The 16201-nt window shown below is 68.2% G+C and carries 18 protein-coding genes, 1 tRNA gene and 1 riboswitch; of the genes, 11 read left to right on the top strand and 8 right to left on the bottom strand.

Going from position 1 to position 16201, the window contains the following annotated elements; translation table 11 throughout:
• Window positions 1-8 precede the first annotated feature (8 nt).
• Window positions 9-1817 (bottom strand): FAD-dependent oxidoreductase, encoded by a 1809-nt coding sequence (locus KBZ19_RS10330; RefSeq protein WP_255100876.1) that lies wholly within the window; start codon window positions 1815-1817, stop codon window positions 9-11.
• A 201-nt stretch (window positions 1818-2018) separates the two neighbouring features.
• Between KBZ19_RS10330 and KBZ19_RS10325 the strand changes: the two genes are divergently transcribed.
• Together KBZ19_RS10325 and lptC are read left to right on the top strand one after the other, a co-directional pair.
• Complete coding sequence (locus KBZ19_RS10325; protein ID WP_255100875.1) at window positions 2019-3605, top strand: methionine--tRNA ligase; 1587 nt, start codon at window positions 2019-2021, stop codon at window positions 3603-3605.
• The gene (gene lptC, locus KBZ19_RS10320) at window positions 3602-4750 is read left to right on the top strand and encodes an LPS export ABC transporter periplasmic protein LptC (protein WP_255100874.1); all 1149 of its coding nucleotides are present in this window, start codon (window positions 3602-3604) and stop codon (window positions 4748-4750) included. Before KBZ19_RS10325 ends, lptC begins: the two co-directional genes overlap by 4 nt.
• Here the strand turns inward: lptC and KBZ19_RS10315 are convergent.
• Complete coding sequence (locus KBZ19_RS10315; protein ID WP_255100873.1) at window positions 4692-5354, bottom strand: cofactor assembly of complex C subunit B; 663 nt, start codon at window positions 5352-5354, stop codon at window positions 4692-4694. The genes lptC and KBZ19_RS10315 overlap by 59 nt on opposite strands.
• A 98-nt stretch (window positions 5355-5452) precedes the next feature.
• Between KBZ19_RS10315 and psb32 the strand changes: the two genes are divergently transcribed.
• The 6 genes from psb32 to KBZ19_RS10285 all read left to right on the top strand — a co-directional run bounded on the left by psb32 (window position 5453) and on the right by KBZ19_RS10285 (window position 9630).
• On the top strand, window positions 5453-6121 hold the full coding sequence (gene psb32, locus KBZ19_RS10310) for a photosystem II repair protein Psb32 (protein WP_094512866.1): 669 nt from the start codon (window positions 5453-5455) through the stop codon (window positions 6119-6121).
• A 6-nt stretch (window positions 6122-6127) separates the two neighbouring features.
• Window positions 6128-7270: a proton extrusion protein PcxA gene (gene pxcA / locus KBZ19_RS10305; protein ID WP_094512867.1), complete on the top strand. Its 1143-nt coding sequence runs from the start codon at window positions 6128-6130 to the stop codon at window positions 7268-7270.
• Entirely contained in the window at window positions 7257-7811 is a 555-nt protein-coding gene (cobU, locus tag KBZ19_RS10300; RefSeq protein ID WP_094512868.1) for a bifunctional adenosylcobinamide kinase/adenosylcobinamide-phosphate guanylyltransferase, read from the top strand. Before pxcA ends, cobU begins: the two co-directional genes overlap by 14 nt.
• A 3-nt stretch (window positions 7812-7814) precedes the next feature.
• The gene (locus KBZ19_RS10295) at window positions 7815-8312 is read left to right on the top strand and encodes a tRNA (cytidine(34)-2'-O)-methyltransferase (protein WP_094512869.1); all 498 of its coding nucleotides are present in this window, start codon (window positions 7815-7817) and stop codon (window positions 8310-8312) included.
• Between the two features lie 142 nt (window positions 8313-8454).
• A complete protein-coding gene (locus KBZ19_RS10290; RefSeq protein WP_233132971.1) occupies window positions 8455-9507 on the top strand; it encodes a M23 family metallopeptidase in 1053 nt (350 codons plus the stop codon).
• A gap of 49 nt (window positions 9508-9556) precedes the next feature.
• Window positions 9557-9630, top strand: a tRNA-Met gene (locus KBZ19_RS10285).
• Between the two features lie 457 nt (window positions 9631-10087).
• Here the strand turns inward: KBZ19_RS10285 and KBZ19_RS10280 are convergent.
• On the bottom strand, window positions 10088-10366 hold the full coding sequence (locus KBZ19_RS10280) for a hypothetical protein (RefSeq protein WP_144037006.1): 279 nt from the start codon (window positions 10364-10366) through the stop codon (window positions 10088-10090).
• A 407-nt stretch (window positions 10367-10773) separates the two neighbouring features.
• On the opposite strand from KBZ19_RS10280, the gene KBZ19_RS10275 reads away from it, so the two are divergent.
• A complete protein-coding gene (locus tag KBZ19_RS10275; protein WP_255100872.1) occupies window positions 10774-11376 on the top strand; it encodes a peroxiredoxin in 603 nt (200 codons plus the stop codon).
• A gap of 26 nt (window positions 11377-11402) precedes the next feature.
• On the opposite strand, the gene purQ is transcribed toward KBZ19_RS10275, so the two are convergent.
• Together purQ and purS are read right to left on the bottom strand one after the other, a co-directional pair.
• Complete coding sequence (gene purQ / locus KBZ19_RS10270) at window positions 11403-12056, bottom strand: phosphoribosylformylglycinamidine synthase subunit PurQ (RefSeq protein ID WP_094512873.1); 654 nt, start codon at window positions 12054-12056, stop codon at window positions 11403-11405.
• Window positions 12053-12325, bottom strand: a complete 273-nt coding sequence (gene purS, locus KBZ19_RS10265; RefSeq protein ID WP_094512874.1) for a phosphoribosylformylglycinamidine synthase subunit PurS — start codon at window positions 12323-12325, stop codon at window positions 12053-12055. Before purS ends, purQ begins: the two co-directional genes overlap by 4 nt.
• 94 nt (window positions 12326-12419) lie before the next feature.
• On the opposite strand from purS, the gene KBZ19_RS10260 reads away from it, so the two are divergent.
• On the top strand, window positions 12420-12791 hold the full coding sequence (locus KBZ19_RS10260; protein WP_255100871.1) for a hypothetical protein: 372 nt from the start codon (window positions 12420-12422) through the stop codon (window positions 12789-12791).
• 141 nt (window positions 12792-12932) lie between these two features.
• On the opposite strand, the gene cobW is transcribed toward KBZ19_RS10260, so the two are convergent.
• The 3 genes from cobW to KBZ19_RS10245 all read right to left on the bottom strand — a co-directional run bounded on the left by cobW (window position 12933) and on the right by KBZ19_RS10245 (window position 15480).
• Window positions 12933-14102, bottom strand: a complete 1170-nt coding sequence (cobW, locus tag KBZ19_RS10255; protein ID WP_255100870.1) for a cobalamin biosynthesis protein CobW — start codon at window positions 14100-14102, stop codon at window positions 12933-12935.
• Window position 14103: 1 nt separating this feature from the next.
• The gene (locus tag KBZ19_RS10250) at window positions 14104-14709 is read right to left on the bottom strand and encodes a HupE/UreJ family protein (protein WP_255100869.1); all 606 of its coding nucleotides are present in this window, start codon (window positions 14707-14709) and stop codon (window positions 14104-14106) included.
• A 90-nt stretch (window positions 14710-14799) separates the two neighbouring features.
• Window positions 14800-14956: riboswitch (cobalamin riboswitch) on the bottom strand.
• A complete protein-coding gene (locus tag KBZ19_RS10245; RefSeq protein ID WP_369803028.1) occupies window positions 14950-15480 on the bottom strand; it encodes a pentapeptide repeat-containing protein in 531 nt (176 codons plus the stop codon). (Overlaps the previous riboswitch by 7 nt.)
• Window positions 15481-15531: 51 nt before the next feature.
• On the opposite strand from KBZ19_RS10245, the gene upp reads away from it, so the two are divergent.
• Complete coding sequence (gene upp, locus KBZ19_RS10240) at window positions 15532-16200, top strand: uracil phosphoribosyltransferase (RefSeq protein WP_255100868.1); 669 nt, start codon at window positions 15532-15534, stop codon at window positions 16198-16200.
• Window position 16201: the final 1 nt, after the last annotated feature.

Here is a 16201-nt window from a genome sequence, read left to right as displayed (position 1 = left end):
CGCAGGCGTCAGTCTGCGACGAGCCGTGACACCCGCAGCCAGGGCCCCCAGGGATTGGCGCAGCCGATCAGCTGCACCGTGCGAGGTCGCTCAACAGCGGCCAGCCAGTGGTGCAGACCGGGTTCGAGCGTGATCACAGGCCAGGGGCGCTCGCCGGTGTCGAGGAGAAAGCCGCCGTTGCCATCGCTCTGCAGGCTGCCCTGGAACAGGCGTTCGTGGGGCTCCGCTGGGGCAACACCGGGATCCGTTGGCGCGGCGCCAAGCAGCGCGCCGCCCGGCGACAGGCGCTCGGGCGCGGCCAGCGCCGCGTGCTGGCGCAGGCGCCACTCGGGGTGATGCCAGGAGGTGTCCCAGAGCGGTAGCGGCCCGGCAGGCGCCTGCGGGTCGTTGATCAGGGCCTCCTGCAGCTGGCGCACCGGCAGCTCGGCCGGCAGCAGTGCGTGGGCCACGCACAATGCCGCCGCCGCTCCCGCCGCCTGGCCGATGTTGAGGATCAGCGGCTGCAGCCGGGTGGCGCCGTTGGCCATGTGGCTGGTGCTGAAGGACTTGTCGGCGGCCAGCAGGTTGTCGAGGTCGGCGCACACCAGTGCGCCATAGGGAATCGTGAAGGGGGTGCCGCTCCAGCGTCCGCCCCAACGGCAGCTCTTCGGGGCCAGGGGCCAGTCAGGGCCGGGGTAGTGGTGATCGTTGGGGTAATTGCCCACGGCAATGGAGCTGATCGTCCCGTCTGGGCCGGTGGCCAGCGGGGCCAGGCGTGCCTCGGCTGTGCCGCCGGCGCAGGCCTGGGGCAACAGATCCCGTTCAGTGACAGTGGCCAGACCGTGCAGGCGCCGGCCCTCGCGCCAGTAGGGCATCAACGCCAAGGCCGAGGAGCCCTGCAGGGCCGCCGCTGCCGCCGCCTCCGGGAACACCGCCGCCGTCTTTACCCAGCCGTCACTGGCTTCGCCCAGGGCCGCAGCAAACGCGAGGCTGTGGGCCCGCATCTCCGCCTGCAGCGCCTGCTGCTGCTGCGGATCGGCGCTGAAGGCCCGCTCCAGGCCGTCGTGCCAGTCGTTGCCGTGCAGGGGCCAGTTCAGCATCACCAGCCCGCCCGGAAGGCGCCCATAGGTGAGCGTGCGCAGCAGGCCGTGGGCCTCGGTGGAGCGCGCGAAGGGTGGGGCCGGCGGCCGGCCGGAGGGGCAGGGGCCCTGCCCGAGCTGGCCCAGCACCACCCAGGTGGGCGACTGCACCGGCTGCCGCAGGAAGAAGGCGTCGTTTTCCAGCTGTTGCTGTGGCGGAGCGCTGGGTTCCCCCCACTGTTCGCGGGCTTCCCAGCCGCAGCGGAACGGCACCTCCGCCAGGGGCAGCAGATCGCCTCGGTCGCTGCCATCGATCAGCACCTCCAGAGCGATCGACTGGGGCTCGTGCTCCCCCTCGATCTCCAAGGCGGTGACCCGCCGTCCCTGGCGCCGTACGCCGCGCAGCGTGCAGCACGGCCACCAGCGCAGGCGCGGTTCTGCCGCCACCCAGCCGCGCAGGATCCGTTCGGCCGTGGCCGGCCTCCAACCGAAGCAGCTCACCCAGTTGTGATCGAGCCCTTCGGCTTCCGCCTGCTGCAAGGCCCGCAGCAGCGCCCCCCAGAGACCGGTCTGCCAGGGGGTGAGCTCATTGCCGTCAGGCGCGCAGACCCCTGCAGCGCTCACCATTCCCCCCAGCCAGCCGCCGGGGGTGAGCAGCAGGGTGTCGGCGCCGGCGCGAGCCGCCTGCAGCGCCGCTGCCACGCCGCCGCTGCCACCGCCCCAGACCACCACCTGGGCTTGTTCCGCTGCGGCGCCCATCAGCGGCAACCGGGCAGCGGGAGGCGGTCACACAGAAGCAAGGCCATCGGCGGCAGGGCGGCTGGTGGGGAAAGGTTGTCAGAGTGCCCGAAAGTGCTGAGGCACCGCTGGCAGAAAGGTCGGCGCCAAGAGACGCTCGGTAGGATCCGTCGCCGGCGCAGGGCCGCTTTGGCGGGCCAGCGAGCCCTTGATCCCCGCCGAATGACCTACACGCTCACCACCCCCCTTTACTACGTCAACGACAAGCCGCACCTCGGCAGCGCGTACACGACCCTGGCCTGTGACGCCCTGGCCCGTTTCCAGCGCCTCCAGGGGGAACGGGTGATCTTCATCACCGGCTGCGACGAGCACGGCCTGAAGATCCAACGCACCGCCGAGCAGGCCGGGCTCACCCCCCAGGCTCACTGCGACCGCGTCAGCGCCCAGTACCGAGAGCTGTGGCAGGCGTGGGAGATCAGCAACGACCGCTTCATCCGCACCACCGATCCACGCCATCGCCAACTCGTGGATCAGTTCTTCCGGCGGGTCGAGGCCGCCGGCGACGTGGTGGAGGGCCGCCAGCAGGGCTGGTACTGCGTGGCCTGCGAGGAATTCAAGGACGAGGCCGCCGGTGCCGATTCACCCAACTGCAGCATTCACCACCGCCCGCTCGAGTGGCGCGATGAAACCAATCTCTTCTTCCGGCTCTCGCGCTACCAGCAGCCGATCGAGGAGCTGATCCGCCGTCCTGGCTTCATCGCCCCGCCCGGCCGGCAGAAGGAGGTGGAGAACTTCGTGCAGCAGGGCCTGCGCGATTTCTCGATCTCCCGCCTGAACGTGCCCTGGGGGCTGCCGGTGCCGGGCCATGAACCGCAGACGTTCTATGTGTGGTTCGATGCGCTGCTGGGCTACCTCACCGCCCTGCTGGAGCCGGGTGATGCCCCCGATCTCGATCTCCTCAGCCAGCGGGGCTGGCCGGCGTCGGTGCATGTGATCGGCAAGGACATCCTGCGGTTTCATGCCGTCTACTGGCCAGCGATGCTGCTGTCGGCTGGCCTGCCGCTGCCCGAGCGGGTGTTCGGCCACGGCTTTCTCACCCGTGAAGGGCAGAAGATGGGCAAGTCGCTGGGCAACGTGCTGGATCCCGCCACCTTGCTGGAGCGCTGTGGGCCCGATGCGGTGCGCTGGTATCTGCTGCGGGACATCGGCTTCGGCGACGACGGCGACTTTCAGCAGCAGCGCTTCACCGACCTGGTCAACAACGACCTGGCCAACACGATCGGCAACCTGCTCAACCGCACCTCCTCCATGGCGCGTCGCTGGTTCGCCGAGGCTGTGCCGCCGGTGAGCAGCGCCGTCACCGATCAGCATCCGCTGGCCCTGGCCAGCGCGGAGGCCACGCAGCGGGTGATGGCGGCACTGGAACGGCTTGATTTCCGCGCGGGGGCGGAGGCGGCGCTGCAGCTGGCGGTGGCCGCCAACGGCTACCTCAACGAGCAGGCCCCCTGGAGTCGCATGAAACGGCAGGAGGGGGTGGAGCTAGTGGCGGATGATCTCTACGCCGTGCTCGAGGCTGCCCGGATCGTGGCCCTGCTGATCGCCCCTTTGCTGCCGGATCTGGCCGGGCGCATGCTGGTCCAGCTGGCGCAGGCCCCCGTGCTCAGCGATGCGCCTGAGCCGGCCCCCGCCGGCAACCCCGCCAATCCGCCATGGAGCGAACGGCTGCGCTGGGGTGGCTTAGTGGCGGGTACACCCCTGCCTGAGCCAGCGCCGGTGATGGCCCGCCTCGAGCTGGAGGAAGCGCTTTGATCGCTTCCCGCTCCACACGCCGCAGGGGCCTTCTGCTGCTGGTGCTGCTGCTGGGGGTGCCGTTGTTCGGTTGTGCGCGCAGCGCCAGAACGCCGGCCAAACCGCAGCCGTTCGTGTTCCGCGCCCTCAACCTCCGCCAGCAGGATGCCAAGGGACGACCCAGCTGGGAGCTGACCAGCCCTGAAGCCCGCTACGACCTGCAGCGCCGCGTGGCCACCGCCAGGCAACCGCGCGGTGTGATCTATGCGGCCGGCAAGCCGCGCTACCGCATCCAGGCCGGCAGCGGCACCGTGATCAACGACGGCGAGGTGATCCAGCTGGAGGGGAAGGTGAGCATCGTGGTGATCGGCCCCCAGGGCGCCACGATCACGGGCGATCGCGTCCGCTGGACGCCATCCCGCTCCCTGATTGAGATCAGCGGGAGGCCCATTGCCACCGACCGCTCCACCCGCCTGACGGCGGATCGCGCCCGTTTCCTGATCGCCGAAGACAAGCTGGAACTGCGCGGATCTCCCCGTCTGCTCCAGCCGGGCCTCAACCTGCTCACCCGCGAAGCCGACTGGTATCCGCCGAGCGGCAATCTGAAGGCGGCCGGGCCGGTGCTGGCGCTGAGGCAGCAGCCCGGCAAGCCCGCCCAGCGCCTCACCGCATCAGCACTGGAGGGCAACACGCGCGAGCAGGTGTTCGACGGGATCGCGCCGGTGCAGTTCCTCGACCCCGCCGCCAAGACGGAGATCGCCGCTGGGCGAACCCGCTGGAACCTCGAGAAGCAATGGATTTCCAGCGCCGAACCCTTCACGGGCCGCTTCGATCAGCTCACGGTGCGCGGCAAGGCACTGGAAGCGAATCTGGCGGACACCACGGCCTTCATCCCCGCCGGCTGCGATGTGCGCCAACCAGGCGAGTGGTTGCAGGCCAACGTCTGCCGGTGGAACTGGACCTCGAAAGAGGTTCAGGCCCAGGGGGCCGTGCGGCTGGAACGCGAGGCGAACCGGCAGATCACCCGCAGCGAGGCGCTCAGCGGCCAGGTGGGCAAAGACGGCACCGTTGAGTTTGTCAGTCCGGGGGCGCGGGTGTTCACCGAGCTCACGGTGCCGCCACGGGCGCCGGGCCCGGCGCGGAAGCGTCCTCCAGTGTCGTTCTGAGCTTGCGAGCCCAGCCCTCCAGCCACAGTTCATCGGCGCGGCAGAAGCATCGTGGCGACCAGCCCCCCACCAGCAACCAGCCCACCGCACCGATGGGTTGCACGATCACGGCTGGCGTGCCCAGCGGCAGGCCGGTGAACTCCTGGCGGCCGGGATAAAGGCGCAGGTCCACCAGCGAAACGCAGCGCTCCGTCCGTCGGGCCCGCTCGCAGATTGCACCCGGGAAGAAGGGCTCTTCGGCCAGCACCCCGCGGCGCAGAACCACCCGGCCCTGCCAGAACAGCAGCACGCTGGCGGCGGGCGTGGCGGTGAGCAGCATGTGGCTGCCCCAGGCGAGTTCCTCCCGGGCCAGGGGCGGGAGGGCCTCATCAAGTTCCAGCCCCTGGGGCCCGGGCAACTCCACCCGCTCCGGTGCCGCCGGCAAGGCCCGCGTCCAGAGCACGGCCACCAGCATCAGGCCCACCGCCATCAGGCTGGCGAGCACGGCTGCCCGCTCCAGAGCGGGAGAAAGGTCGGGTGCCGTGAGCTGGTTGAGCAGGCAGAGCAGCAGGCCGAGCACTCCGGCAGCCAGGCAGAGCCGTGCCGGCGGCGGGAGACCGGCCATGGGATTCTGGCGATTGGAATACGAACGCTGACACATCAGGGCGCGACAGCAGGGCCTGCGGGCGGCAGACTGACAATCACAACTGTGAGGCCCGGTCTTTGCGTCTGCCGCTGCGTCTACTGGCTGCCATCACCGTGTTGCTGCTCCAGTTCCTGCCCGTAGCGGCGGCCTGGGCCGTCGGAGCCAGCGCCTATCCCGCTCTGCCCCAACAGCACCTGATCGATCCCGCCGAGCTGTTCAGCAGGGCCACGGCGGTGGAGCTGGAACGCCGGCTCAAGGAGCTGCAGGCTGATCACATCGAAGCCCGCCTGGTCACGGTGCAGCGCCTCGACTACGGCCTCGATCTCGAGACCCTCGGCCAGCAATTGATCGACCGCTGGTCCACCGCTTCCAGCGACGACTCCTCCCAGCTGATCCTGCTGATCGATTCGCAGACGAACACTGCCGCCGTGGTGGCCAGTGACACCCTGCTGGACCAGCTTCCTGAATCCCTGCTGCGCAACACCGCCGATCGCACCATGGCGATTCCAATCCGGTTGGGATCACGCTACCGACAGGCCTCACTCGATGCCCTCGACCGCATCACGGCCGTGCTGGCAGGCGGCGAAGACCCTGGCCCGCCGCTGGAGCAGGTGATCGTGCCAGTGGAGTCGAACATCCCCACCCAGGAGGAAACGGCCTCCAGCAATGGTTTCACCTGGATCGTCGTGCTGTTGGTGGTGGGCACGGTGGTGCCGATGCTCACCTGGTGGGTTTTCTCCCGCTGAGCACCCATGGGTCTGACCGACTGGATGGGAACCTTCGGGAAGGCCCGCACCAAGGATCTGCGCAGCAATCTGGAGCGCGCCTATGAGGCCGCCCTGCTGATCCAGAACATTGAGCTCGAATACTTCAACGACCGCCCTGTGCGGCCGGAGCTTGAGCTGAGCATGCCGGCGTCGGTGCAGGCGCAGATGATGCGGCGGTTTCGCAGTTCACTGGAGCTGTGCCGGCAGGTGGTGGAGGAACTCCAGCCCCGCCGCCACGAACTCGATCCCCAGGAGCTGCGGCAGTTCCAGCTGATTGAAACAGTCGAGGGGCGCTACTCCAACCGCAAGCCGCTCTCCACCCTCACCCGCTCGCCGGAGTTGTTGCCCCGCAGCCTGATGGGGTTGATGGAGAAGGTGCGACGGCAGCTGGATCCCCAGGCAGAGGCCACCGTGGTGGCTGGCTTTCGCCGGCGCCGCGATTCCACGCTGGTGTCGCTGCGCATCCTGCTGCTGCTGGTGCTGGTGCCGCTGCTGATGCAGCAGGCCAGCCGCACCTTCGTGATTTCGCCCTTGGTGGATCGCTTCGCGCCCGACGTGCCCTTCCTCACTTACCCCAAGCCGCAGCTTGAAGAGGCGGCTGTGGAGAAGCTGCGTGTGTACAAAGCGGAGCTGGAATTCGATGCCCTGCTCAAGGGCGAAGACCTCCCCGATCCGGCGGCGATGCACAAGGCCCTGGCCAGCCGCGCCGCCGAACTGAAGGAAGAAGCGGATGGACAGAGCACCCTGGCGATCAAGAACGTGCTCTCCGATGCCTTCGGGCTGCTCAGTTTCGGGCTGGTCTGCCTGCTGGCCCGTGAGGACATCCGGGTGCTGCGCGGCTTTCTGGACGAACAGGTGTATGGCCTGAGCGACAGTGCCAAGGCCTTTGCAATCATTCTTTTTACCGACATCTTCGTGGGATTTCACAGCCCGGAAGGCTGGACTGTGTTGCTCGATGGTGTAGCCACCCACCTGGGACTACCGGTGAGAGAGAACTTCGTGATGCTCTTCATCGCCACCTTCCCGGTGATTCTGGCCACGATCTTCAAGTATTGGATTTTCCGCTATCTCAACCGTGTGTCCCCATCTTCTGTGGCCACGCTGCGCAACATGAATGGCGGGGGCTGACGCCATGCTCACCCTGGTGACCGGTCCGAGCCGGAGCGGCAAGAGCCGCTGGGCCGAGCACCTGGCCCTGCATTCGGGCCGGCCGGTCACCTACATCGCCACCGGCCCCCGCCTCGAGGGCGATGCCAGCTGGAGCGAGCGGCTGGCCCTGCACCGCCGCCGCCGGCCGGCCGACTGGCCCACCTGGGAGGTGGAAGGGCAGCTCAGCGCCGCGCTGGAGCGGGCGCCCGCTGAGCGACTGCTGCTGATCGACTCGCTCGGCACCTGGCTGGCGCACCACCTCGAACTGGACACAGGCGCCTGGGAGCAGGAACAGCAGCATCTGCTGTCGGCGTTGCAGCGTTGCCGCGCCGCCGCGCTGATCGTGTCTGAGGAGACTGGCTGGGGTGTGGTGCCCCCCACGGCGATCGGCGGGCGCTTCCGGGATCGGCTCGGGGCGCTGCAGCAAGAGCTGCTGCCCCGCTGCAACGAGGCCTGGCTGGTGGTGCACGGGCGGGCGATCGATCTGCTGCGGCTGAGCAGGCCGGTGCCGGAGCTCTGAGCGATGCCGCGCGTGGTGCTGTTTGAGCCGGAGATCCCGCCGAACACCGGCAATGTGGCGCGCACCTGTGCGGCCACCGGCTGCGAGCTTCACCTGATCGAACCGCTGGGCTTCCAGATCGATGACCGGCAGCTGAAGCGGGCGGGCCTGGACTATTGGCCCTGGGTACAGCTGCACCGCCACGCCAACCTGGTGAGCTTCGAGCAGCACCGCCGCAGGTGCGGTGGGCGCCTGGTGGCCTTCAGCAGCCAGGTGGACCAGCCCTACACCTCCTTCGCCTTCCGAGACGACGACTGGCTGCTGCATGGGCGTGAATCGAGCGGCCTGCCGCCGGATGTGCTGGCCGCCGCCGATGCCCGGCTCACCGTGCCGATGCCGGGCTCGGTGCGCAGCGGTGGTGGGGTGCGCAGCCTCAACCTCTCCGTGGCCGCCGCCGTGGTGTTGTTTGAGGCCATTCGCCAGTTGGGGACAGGGATCTCCAGCACCGCCAGGGACGCTTGAACCCCGTTCGCTCCGGCCTTCAGGTTGTCTAAAGGAGTTCAGGCCGCTACTGTCGGCGCGACCCGGGGGGTGGCGGCTTCTCCACCGGGTTTTGTCCAATGGGTGAATTTGCATGAAGCCTTCGCAACTGATCCTGCCTCTGATGGGAGCCCTCCCGGTTCTCTCTCTGGTGGCTGCTGCGGCCATCCCTGGCATCGCCGACTCCCGCTCCAGCGGGGTTGATGAGCTGTCTGCCGGCTTCGGGGATGCTCTGGGGCTGACGGCCGAACCCAAAGCGGTCCAGCAGCTCGCCTCGCTCCCCAAGGCCAGCGACAGGGTGTGGATCCAGGTGCGCGCAGAGGTCACCCTGGATGAGCTCGCTCAGCAGCTGCGCATCCAGGAAACGCCCCTGGCCCGCATGAATGATGTGACCGAAGACCACAGGTTCAGCCAGGGCGACTGGCTGGTGATCCCTGGACGGGACACCAACCGGGCCCGCAGCGTGGCCGCCCTCGATCCCGAGCAGATCCGGCGCTCCGCCCCGCTCTCCGAGCTGCCACCCCTGGAATCCACCGGAGTGGTGCGCTTCGGCGACAGCCTGATGAAGCTCGCCAAGCGCTACAACCTCACGATTCAGGAGCTGCTGCGGCTGAACCCCGGCCTAGAGGCCGCCCGGCTCGTGGCCGGTACCCAGGTGCGGCTGGCCCGTTCCGCCCCCGGTCGCACCCGGATGGTGCTCGGGCTCAATCCCGTGGGCAGCGGCGGCCTCAGCTGGCCGGATCTCCCCTCCTTCGGTGGCCGTCCAGAGGTGGAGCAAGGCCCCACCCAGGGCGACGCCACCTGGATCTGGCCCACCAGAGGGGTGTTCAGCTCCGGCTTCGGCTGGCGCTGGGGGCGCATGCACAAAGGCGTCGACATCGCCAACAACGTCGGCACGCCGATTGTGGCCGCCCGCTCCGGCCAGGTGGTCTTTGCCGGCTGGCATGACGGGGGCTACGGCTACCTGGTGGAGATCCAGCACAGCGACGGCAGCAAGTCGCTCTACGCCCACAACAGCCGCCTGATGGTGAGAGTCGGCCAGATGGTGGGCCAGGGAACCGTGATCAGCTCGATGGGCAGCACCGGACGCAGCACCGGGCCTCACCTCCACTTCGAGATCCATCCCCCCGGCCGTGGTGCCGTGAATCCCCTGGAGTTCCTCCCCGGCCGCGCCTGAGACGCGCCGCACGGGAGGCGTCGGGCCGTCGTTTAAGCTCTCCACACAGGGCTCGGTAGCTCAGCTGGTTAGAGCGTGGGATTCATAACCCCAAGGTCGGGAGTTCAAGTCTCCCCCGAGCCATTGCCCTGAAAATCGATCCAACCCAGTGGTAGATCCAGTGGCACTTCAATTCTTTGACATGGATGGTTTGACATCCTTGTCACCTCAATGGGTTGACACCTGACGTTGGCGAGACTTTGTTGGCGCCTGAAGCTGGCGAGCTCTGCTGAGCGCTCTGCACGGCTCGGCCAATGACTCAATCCCGGCCCTGCGTGCCGGGGCGTGCGAATCAGCCAGCACTCAAGTTGGGTCCGCATGAAAACGGGGTGGGTCCCATCCGGGGTTGGTTCCAGCCGCGGTGGATTGACTGTGGGGTGCGTTCAATCCGCGGGGGGTCAATGTTGGGTGGGTTCCATGCGGGGTGAACGTGATCCTCTCTCTCGCTTCCTGAATCAACCTGCCGCTTTCTGACTCAGCGTCTCGCTTTCTGATTGAGGCTCTCGCTATCTGAGTCACCATCGCGCATCGCCGCGTGATCTCAGCGCATTTCGATGGCGTTCAGGCGCTCACGAAAGCTGGGGGCGGAATTGGCTGAAGCGGCTCCGTAATCCGAGGTGGTGTTCGCAGCCTCGCTGGCGCCACCACGGGCACCGGAGCGCCTTGAGGAGGATGAGGAACCACGGCCACGGCGTGCCGGGCTGCCATCGGCCTGGGGACGCTGAATCGGGTGGGAGACGATTTCGCTGCGCAGCTGGCTGAGCAGACGGAAATGCCCGGTGGCGTTGTACTTGCGAAGCAGGACGGGATCCCAGGACATCAGGGCAGGCAAAAGAAAAGGACCACCGAAACCGGGTGCGCTCCAGGCTGGCGTTCGGTGCTGCGGACAGGAGCTGACGAAGCAGCCTGCCACTTCACCTGCCTACCGCGCCAACGACCCCATTCAGGCATGCAGCCAGTGTTTTATGACAAAAGTTCTTGACCCGCTGCGCTTGGCCGGCAAGGGCTGCCCTGATCCGTCTGGCTGAGGCCCCTGCTGATCGGCTGCGAGCGCCGCTGATCCGCGCCACGGCCGCTGCACACAGACAGCGCTGGATACAGTGATGGAGACGGCAGGAACACCGCGGCACACCTCCTTTCGCAGCTGCAATCTCCGGCTTCCGGCGTGATGCTGTCGCCGGCGGCCATAGCCTCCCCAACCTTCCCGTCCCTGAGCATCTCTCCGCCATGACGATCAACGCCTCCCTGCGCGTGGGTCAGCAGGCGCCCGACTTCACCGCCACCGCCGTGGTCGACCAGGACTTCAGCGAAATCCAGTTGTCGCAGTACCGCGGCCGGTATGTGGTGCTGTTTTTCTATCCGCTCGATTTCACCTTCGTCTGCCCCACGGAGGTGACAGCCTTCAGCGATCGGCACGCAGAGTTCGCCGCACTTGGCGCTGAGGTGCTGGGCGTCTCAGTCGACAGCCAGTACAGCCACCTGGCCTGGATCCAGACCTCGCGCCAGGACGGTGGTGTCGGCGACATCGCCTATCCGCTGGTGGCCGATCTCAGGAAGGAGATCGCCCGCGCCTACGGCGTGCTCGACGAGGAGGTCGGTGTGGCGCTGCGGGGCCTGTTCCTGATCGATCCGGACGGCATCGTGCAGCACGCCACCATCAACAATCTCTCGGTGGGCCGCAGCGTGGAAGAAACCCTGCGCGTGCTCAAGGCCTTCCAGCACGTGCAGGGGCACCCTGGCGAGGTGTGCCCCGCCAACTGGATGCCGGGCGCTGCGACCATGAAGCCCGACCCGGTCGGCAGCAAGGAGTACTTCGCCGCCCACGGCTGAGCTACCCCCTGCCACCGCCTTGGCGGTCAGCCCAGCAGCGAGGCCAGCAGGCGGGTGCCGTCGGTGCCGCCGGTGATCGGGTCGCAGGCCCGCTCCGGGTGGGGCATCAGACCCAGCACGTTGCCTTGGGCGTTGCAGAGGCCGGCGACATTCCCCACCGAACCGTTGGGGTTGGCGGCGTAACGCAGCACCACCCGGCCTTCCCCCTCCAGCTCCGCCAGCGTGTCAGCGTCGGCCTGGAAGCAACCTTCGCCGTGGGCGATCGGCAGGCTGATCTGCTCACCTTCGCTGTAGTGGCGCAGCCACTGGGAGGCGCCCGGGTGCACCGTGAGCGGAGCCGCTTCACAGAGAAAGTGCAGCTGGCGGTTGCGCGTGAGCGCTCCGGGCAGCAGGCCCATTTCTGTGAGCACCTGGAAGCCGTTGCAGATGCCCAGCACCGGGCCGCCACGGGCCGCGAAGCTGGCCACTTCGCTCAACAGCGGCGAGACATGGGCAATGGCGCCGCAACGGAGATAGTCGCCATAGCTGAACCCGCCGGGCAGCACCACCGCATCGATGCCCTCCAGGCTCGACTCCTCATGCCAGAGGAAGCGGGTGGGAATGCCGAGGCATCCTTCCGCCGCCCAGCGCACATCCCGATCGCAGTTCGAACCGGGAAACACCACCACTCCGATCGTCATGACCCGGCGCCCTCCACGGGCTTGAGCTGCTCGAGGCACCAGTTCTCGATCACCGGATTGGCCAGCAGGCGATCGCTGAGCCGCTCGATCGTGCTGCGCGCGGCGTCGAGATCCGGCGCATCGAGTTCCACCTCCATCGCCTTGCCAATGCGCAGACGCGTGATGCCATCGACGCCGAGCCGCTGGGCGGCGGCTCTGGTGGCTTCTCCTGCCGGATCGAGAACCGATGGTCTCAGGGAGACCAGCACACGGGCTTGAAAGCGGGGCACCGGCAGGGATGTCGTTTGTTAAATCTTGGCAGCTTGCCTCCCCCTCGGGACCAGCGCCGAAGCATGGTCAAAACAGAGGTGGGCGTGGGAAGCAATGCAAGCGACAGGCGCCAGCCAACCCTGCCTGGGAGCCCGGCTGGCCCGGGCGGGGATGGTGGCGGTGTTGATCGCGATGGCAGGCACCGCTCTGCTTGCTCCGGCCCTGGCACAGGTGCAGCGGGTGCCCCTGCGCTGCCGGCTGGCCGATGGCCCCTGGCTTCCCTGCGTGATGACGGTGGAAGCGGTGGGTGAGCGCTGGAGGTTGCGCTTCGACAACACACAGCTGAGCTTCCGCCACGACGGCAAGGGCGTGGTGGAGATGCAGCGACCAGCCGGCAGCTGGGAGACGGTGAAGGCCCGCTGGAGCGAGGATCAGGCCCTCTGCTGGGACGGCATCTGTGCCCAGGGGGACATCCCCCTGGACTGAACCGACCATCGGATTTGGTCGGCTGGAAGATTTGGTCAGCTGGAAGTGGATGGCACACCTGGGAAGGCTGTGAATGGATCACAGACAAGCCGCCATCAAATGGATCGCAGGCAGGCCGCCTGAGCTTGGCTGCGAGCCTGCTCAGACCCGGCTGGCGCTGACCTGCCTGCGTCGGGTGCCTTCGATCGCCTGCAGCAGCAAGCTGCGCTCGACACGCAGCCCGAGCGCCACCAGCTCAAGCCGACCCTCGTGGGGGCTGCCAGGGGAGCCAATCTCCCTGGGTGCGGGGGCTATCGGGCCTGCGGGGGCTGCCCTCTGTGCGTCGTGGTCCTCGTACCAGCAATCGAGCCGCGGGCCAACCGCCTGGATCTGCAGAGGCCGTCGTTTGCCGGGCTGAATCAGCCAGCCCTTGAGGCGCAGCAGGGCCTGGTGCTGGATCTGCTCCAGGAGCGTGGCTTCAAGGGCCTCACGATCGAAGGAGCCAGCGAGCTGAATCGCCACCGATTGCATGGGCACGTGGGTGTGGTCGTGGTGCTCGTGGTTGTGATGATCGTGATCGTGATCGTGGTCGTGGGAGGCCTCGCCATGGGGGCCAGGAGCCGGCGCGACGGCTGGGCGCTCCAGGCCCAGCAGCAGCTCGGGCGGCACCTGACCGCGCTGCATTGGCAACACCTGGGCGCCGGGGCGGCAGGAGGCCTGAAGGCGCCCGCGCACCCGGTCCAGCTCTGCAGGCGTGAGGCGGTCGCCGCGGCTCACCAGCACCAGATCGGCCGCCCGCAACTGGTCCTCGAACAGCTCCTCCAGGTCGGAGAGGTGATCAAGGCTGGGGTCGGCGGCCCGCTGCCGCTCAAGCGCGGCGGGGTCGGCCACCACACTGCCGCCGGCCAGCGCTTCACCATCCACCACCGTCACCACGCCGTTGACGCGGGTGCGGGTGCGGATGTCAGGCCACTGGAAGGCCTGCACCAGGGGCTCGGGCAGCGCCAGGCCGCTGGTTTCCACCACGATGCCGTCGAGGCGGTCGGCGGACGCCAGCAGCTTCTGCATCGTCGGCAGAAAATCGTCCTGGACGGTGCAGCAGAGGCAGCCATTGGCGAGCTCCACCAGCCGGCCATCGAGCTCCTCCTCCGGGCAGAAGCCGCAGCTGCGCAGCAGGTCACCGTCGATGCCCACTTCGCCGAATTCATTCACGAGCACCGCCAGGCGCAGGCCGCTGGTGGTGAGCAGATGGCGCAGCAAGGTGGTTTTGCCCGCGCCGAGGAAGCCGGTCACCACGGTGACGGGCAGACGCCGTTGCATGGAGGCTGTCATCTCAGGGCACCAACGCGGACCAGGCGAACGTGGAGCCGACGCCGATCAGCACGCCGGCCGCCAGCATCAACCGCGCCGGAGCGAGGCCCGCGCGCCAGCGCTGCACCAACGTGAGCGCCAGCCACAGCAGGGCGCCCTGGCTGATCAGCAGGCCCAGCAGATACCAAACCACGGAGGCGGGCTGCCAGCCGCTCACGGCATCACTGAGCACATAGCCGTGCAGGGCGAAAGCGGGCAGCAGGGTCCAGACAGGCAGCCGCTGGATCACCACCAGCCCCACCACCACCAGCGACAGCGCCACCAGCGCTTCGGCGCCAGGCAGGGCGGGCAGCAGCAGGCCAAGGCCGGTGGCCGTAAGACCCACGGCCAGCAGAGCAAGCACCCAGCGCAGGCGCTGCACCAGGCCCACCAGGCCGAGCGCCAGCAGAAACAGCAGGTGATCCGGACCCAGCAGCGGATGACCGATGCCGCTGAGCAGACCCGCCAGCGGGCCCTCCTTCAGGGCGAAGGTTTCCATCAGGTGGTGGGCAGCTGCGGGGGTGGCCAGCAGTGGCACGAGCAGCAGCGGGACGACCAGGAGTGGCGCGAGCTGCAGGGCGCCAGACAACAGCAGAGGGCTGGCTGGCTGGGCCGCACGACGGCCTGGGCCAGCAGCCCGGGGTTGAAGAAACATGGCTCGACCGGTCCTCGCCGGAACTGGATGGGTTGAAACGCCGGCGGGTGTTCTGACTGGCCCTGCCACGAGGACTCGCGGAACAGGCTTCACAGTTGCGGGACAGCGCCGGAATCGCACCGGACTTTCCCCCTTGCCTCCAAGGGATGGATCCCCTGGAACCGGCGAGCCAATCTACCGGCAGCCGAGGCTTTCAACCGTGCTGACGCCGGTGCGGGGATTGACGCCTGCGGCCCTGGCGCAGAGGGCTTTCTGCTGGGTCAGGTCGAGCACGGCGTCGCTGAAATCGGCCCCCTCGATCGTGGCCCCGGTGAAGCGGCTCTGCATGAGCATGGCGTTGCGGAGCACCGCACCGCTGAGGTCGGCGTTGTCGAAGCGGGTGGCGAAGGCGACGGCGTCTTCGAGGTCGGCGCCGCTGAGATTGCTGCCCTGCAGATCGCTGGAATTGAACACGGCACCGCGCAGGTTGGTGTCACTGAGGTCGAAGCCCTGCATCGACGCCTTCAGAAACTCCTGCTGCTGCAGGTTGCGGCCATGCATAGCGGGCTGCAGATCCTTCAGCGCCCGCTGGCCGCGCAGCTCCGGTGCCGTGATCGCCAGGGCCGGCGCCAGGGGGCCCACCAGACCCAGCCAGGCGACCGTGACCACCAGCAGGGCAAGCAGGGAGCTGAGCCAACCGGGGCGAGTGAAGGGGGGCAAGAACACACGTACCGTGGGCCCTCAAGTTATGGCAGCCACGGCCGCGGCGCGATCGACATGAGCATGTCCCTGCGGGTGGTGGTGCCGCCCCATCCCCTGATCGGTCACTGGTTGACCCTGCTGCGTGACCAGGACACGCCCCCCTCTCTGTTCGGCACCGCCATGGCCGAGCTGGGCCGCTGGCTCACCTATGAAGCCGTGCGCGACTGGCTGCCCCATCAGCGGGTGACGGTGCAGACACCGCTGGCCAGCACCGAAGGCAGCGTGGTGGACGGCAGCGTGCCCCTGCTGGCGGTGCCGATCCTGCGGGCGGGCCTGGGGCTGTGGCAGGGGGCCCAGGCCGTGCTGCCCACGGCCCGGGTCGCCCACGTGGGCCTGCGCCGCAATGAAGCTGATGCCAGGGCCTCCTGGTACTACGACGCGCTGCCCGAAACAATCGGCCCCCAGGTGGGGGTGCTGGTGTTCGATCCGATGGTGGCCACCGCCGGCAGCCTGGTGCAGGTGCTGGAACGGCTCGAGAGCAAAGGGGTGAGCGGTGACCGGCTGCGGGTGATCACGGCCCTGGCGGCCCGGCCCGGGCTCAACACCCTGGGGCAGCGCTTCCCCCACCTCACCCTCTACACCGCCTGCATCGACGCTGACCTGGATGCCGACTTCCGCATCGTCCCGGGCCTCGGCGATGCCGGTGATCGTTTGTTCGGCACCCCGGCGGCGGCCATTCCCTGAT

The sequence above is a fragment of the Synechococcus sp. L2F genome (assembly GCF_024345695.1).
Classification (GTDB): Bacteria; Cyanobacteriota; Cyanobacteriia; order PCC-6307; family Cyanobiaceae; genus MW101C3.
This window is presented reverse-complemented; position numbering and strand designations above follow the sequence as displayed.

Coding starts and splice junctions, on each gene's coding strand:
- KBZ19_RS10330 (WP_255100876.1), bottom strand. CDS start 1,817: ATGGGCGCCGCAGCGGAACAAGCCCAGGTGGTGGTCTGGGGCGGTGGC.
- KBZ19_RS10325 (WP_255100875.1), top strand. CDS start 2,019: ATGACCTACACGCTCACCACCCCCCTTTACTACGTCAACGACAAGCCG.
- KBZ19_RS10315 (WP_255100873.1), bottom strand. CDS start 5,354: ATGGCCGGTCTCCCGCCGCCGGCACGGCTCTGCCTGGCTGCCGGAGTG.
- pxcA (WP_094512867.1), top strand. CDS start 6,128: ATGGGTCTGACCGACTGGATGGGAACCTTCGGGAAGGCCCGCACCAAG.
- cobU (WP_094512868.1), top strand. CDS start 7,257: ATGGCGGGGGCTGACGCCATGCTCACCCTGGTGACCGGTCCGAGCCGG.
- KBZ19_RS10295 (WP_094512869.1), top strand. CDS start 7,815: ATGCCGCGCGTGGTGCTGTTTGAGCCGGAGATCCCGCCGAACACCGGC.
- KBZ19_RS10290 (WP_233132971.1), top strand. CDS start 8,455: ATGGGAGCCCTCCCGGTTCTCTCTCTGGTGGCTGCTGCGGCCATCCCT.
- KBZ19_RS10280 (WP_144037006.1), bottom strand. CDS start 10,366: ATGTCCTGGGATCCCGTCCTGCTTCGCAAGTACAACGCCACCGGGCAT.
- KBZ19_RS10275 (WP_255100872.1), top strand. CDS start 10,774: ATGACGATCAACGCCTCCCTGCGCGTGGGTCAGCAGGCGCCCGACTTC.
- purQ (WP_094512873.1), bottom strand. CDS start 12,056: ATGACGATCGGAGTGGTGGTGTTTCCCGGTTCGAACTGCGATCGGGAT.
- KBZ19_RS10260 (WP_255100871.1), top strand. CDS start 12,420: ATGCAAGCGACAGGCGCCAGCCAACCCTGCCTGGGAGCCCGGCTGGCC.
- cobW (WP_255100870.1), bottom strand. CDS start 14,102: ATGACAGCCTCCATGCAACGGCGTCTGCCCGTCACCGTGGTGACCGGC.
- upp (WP_255100868.1), top strand. CDS start 15,532: ATGAGCATGTCCCTGCGGGTGGTGGTGCCGCCCCATCCCCTGATCGGT.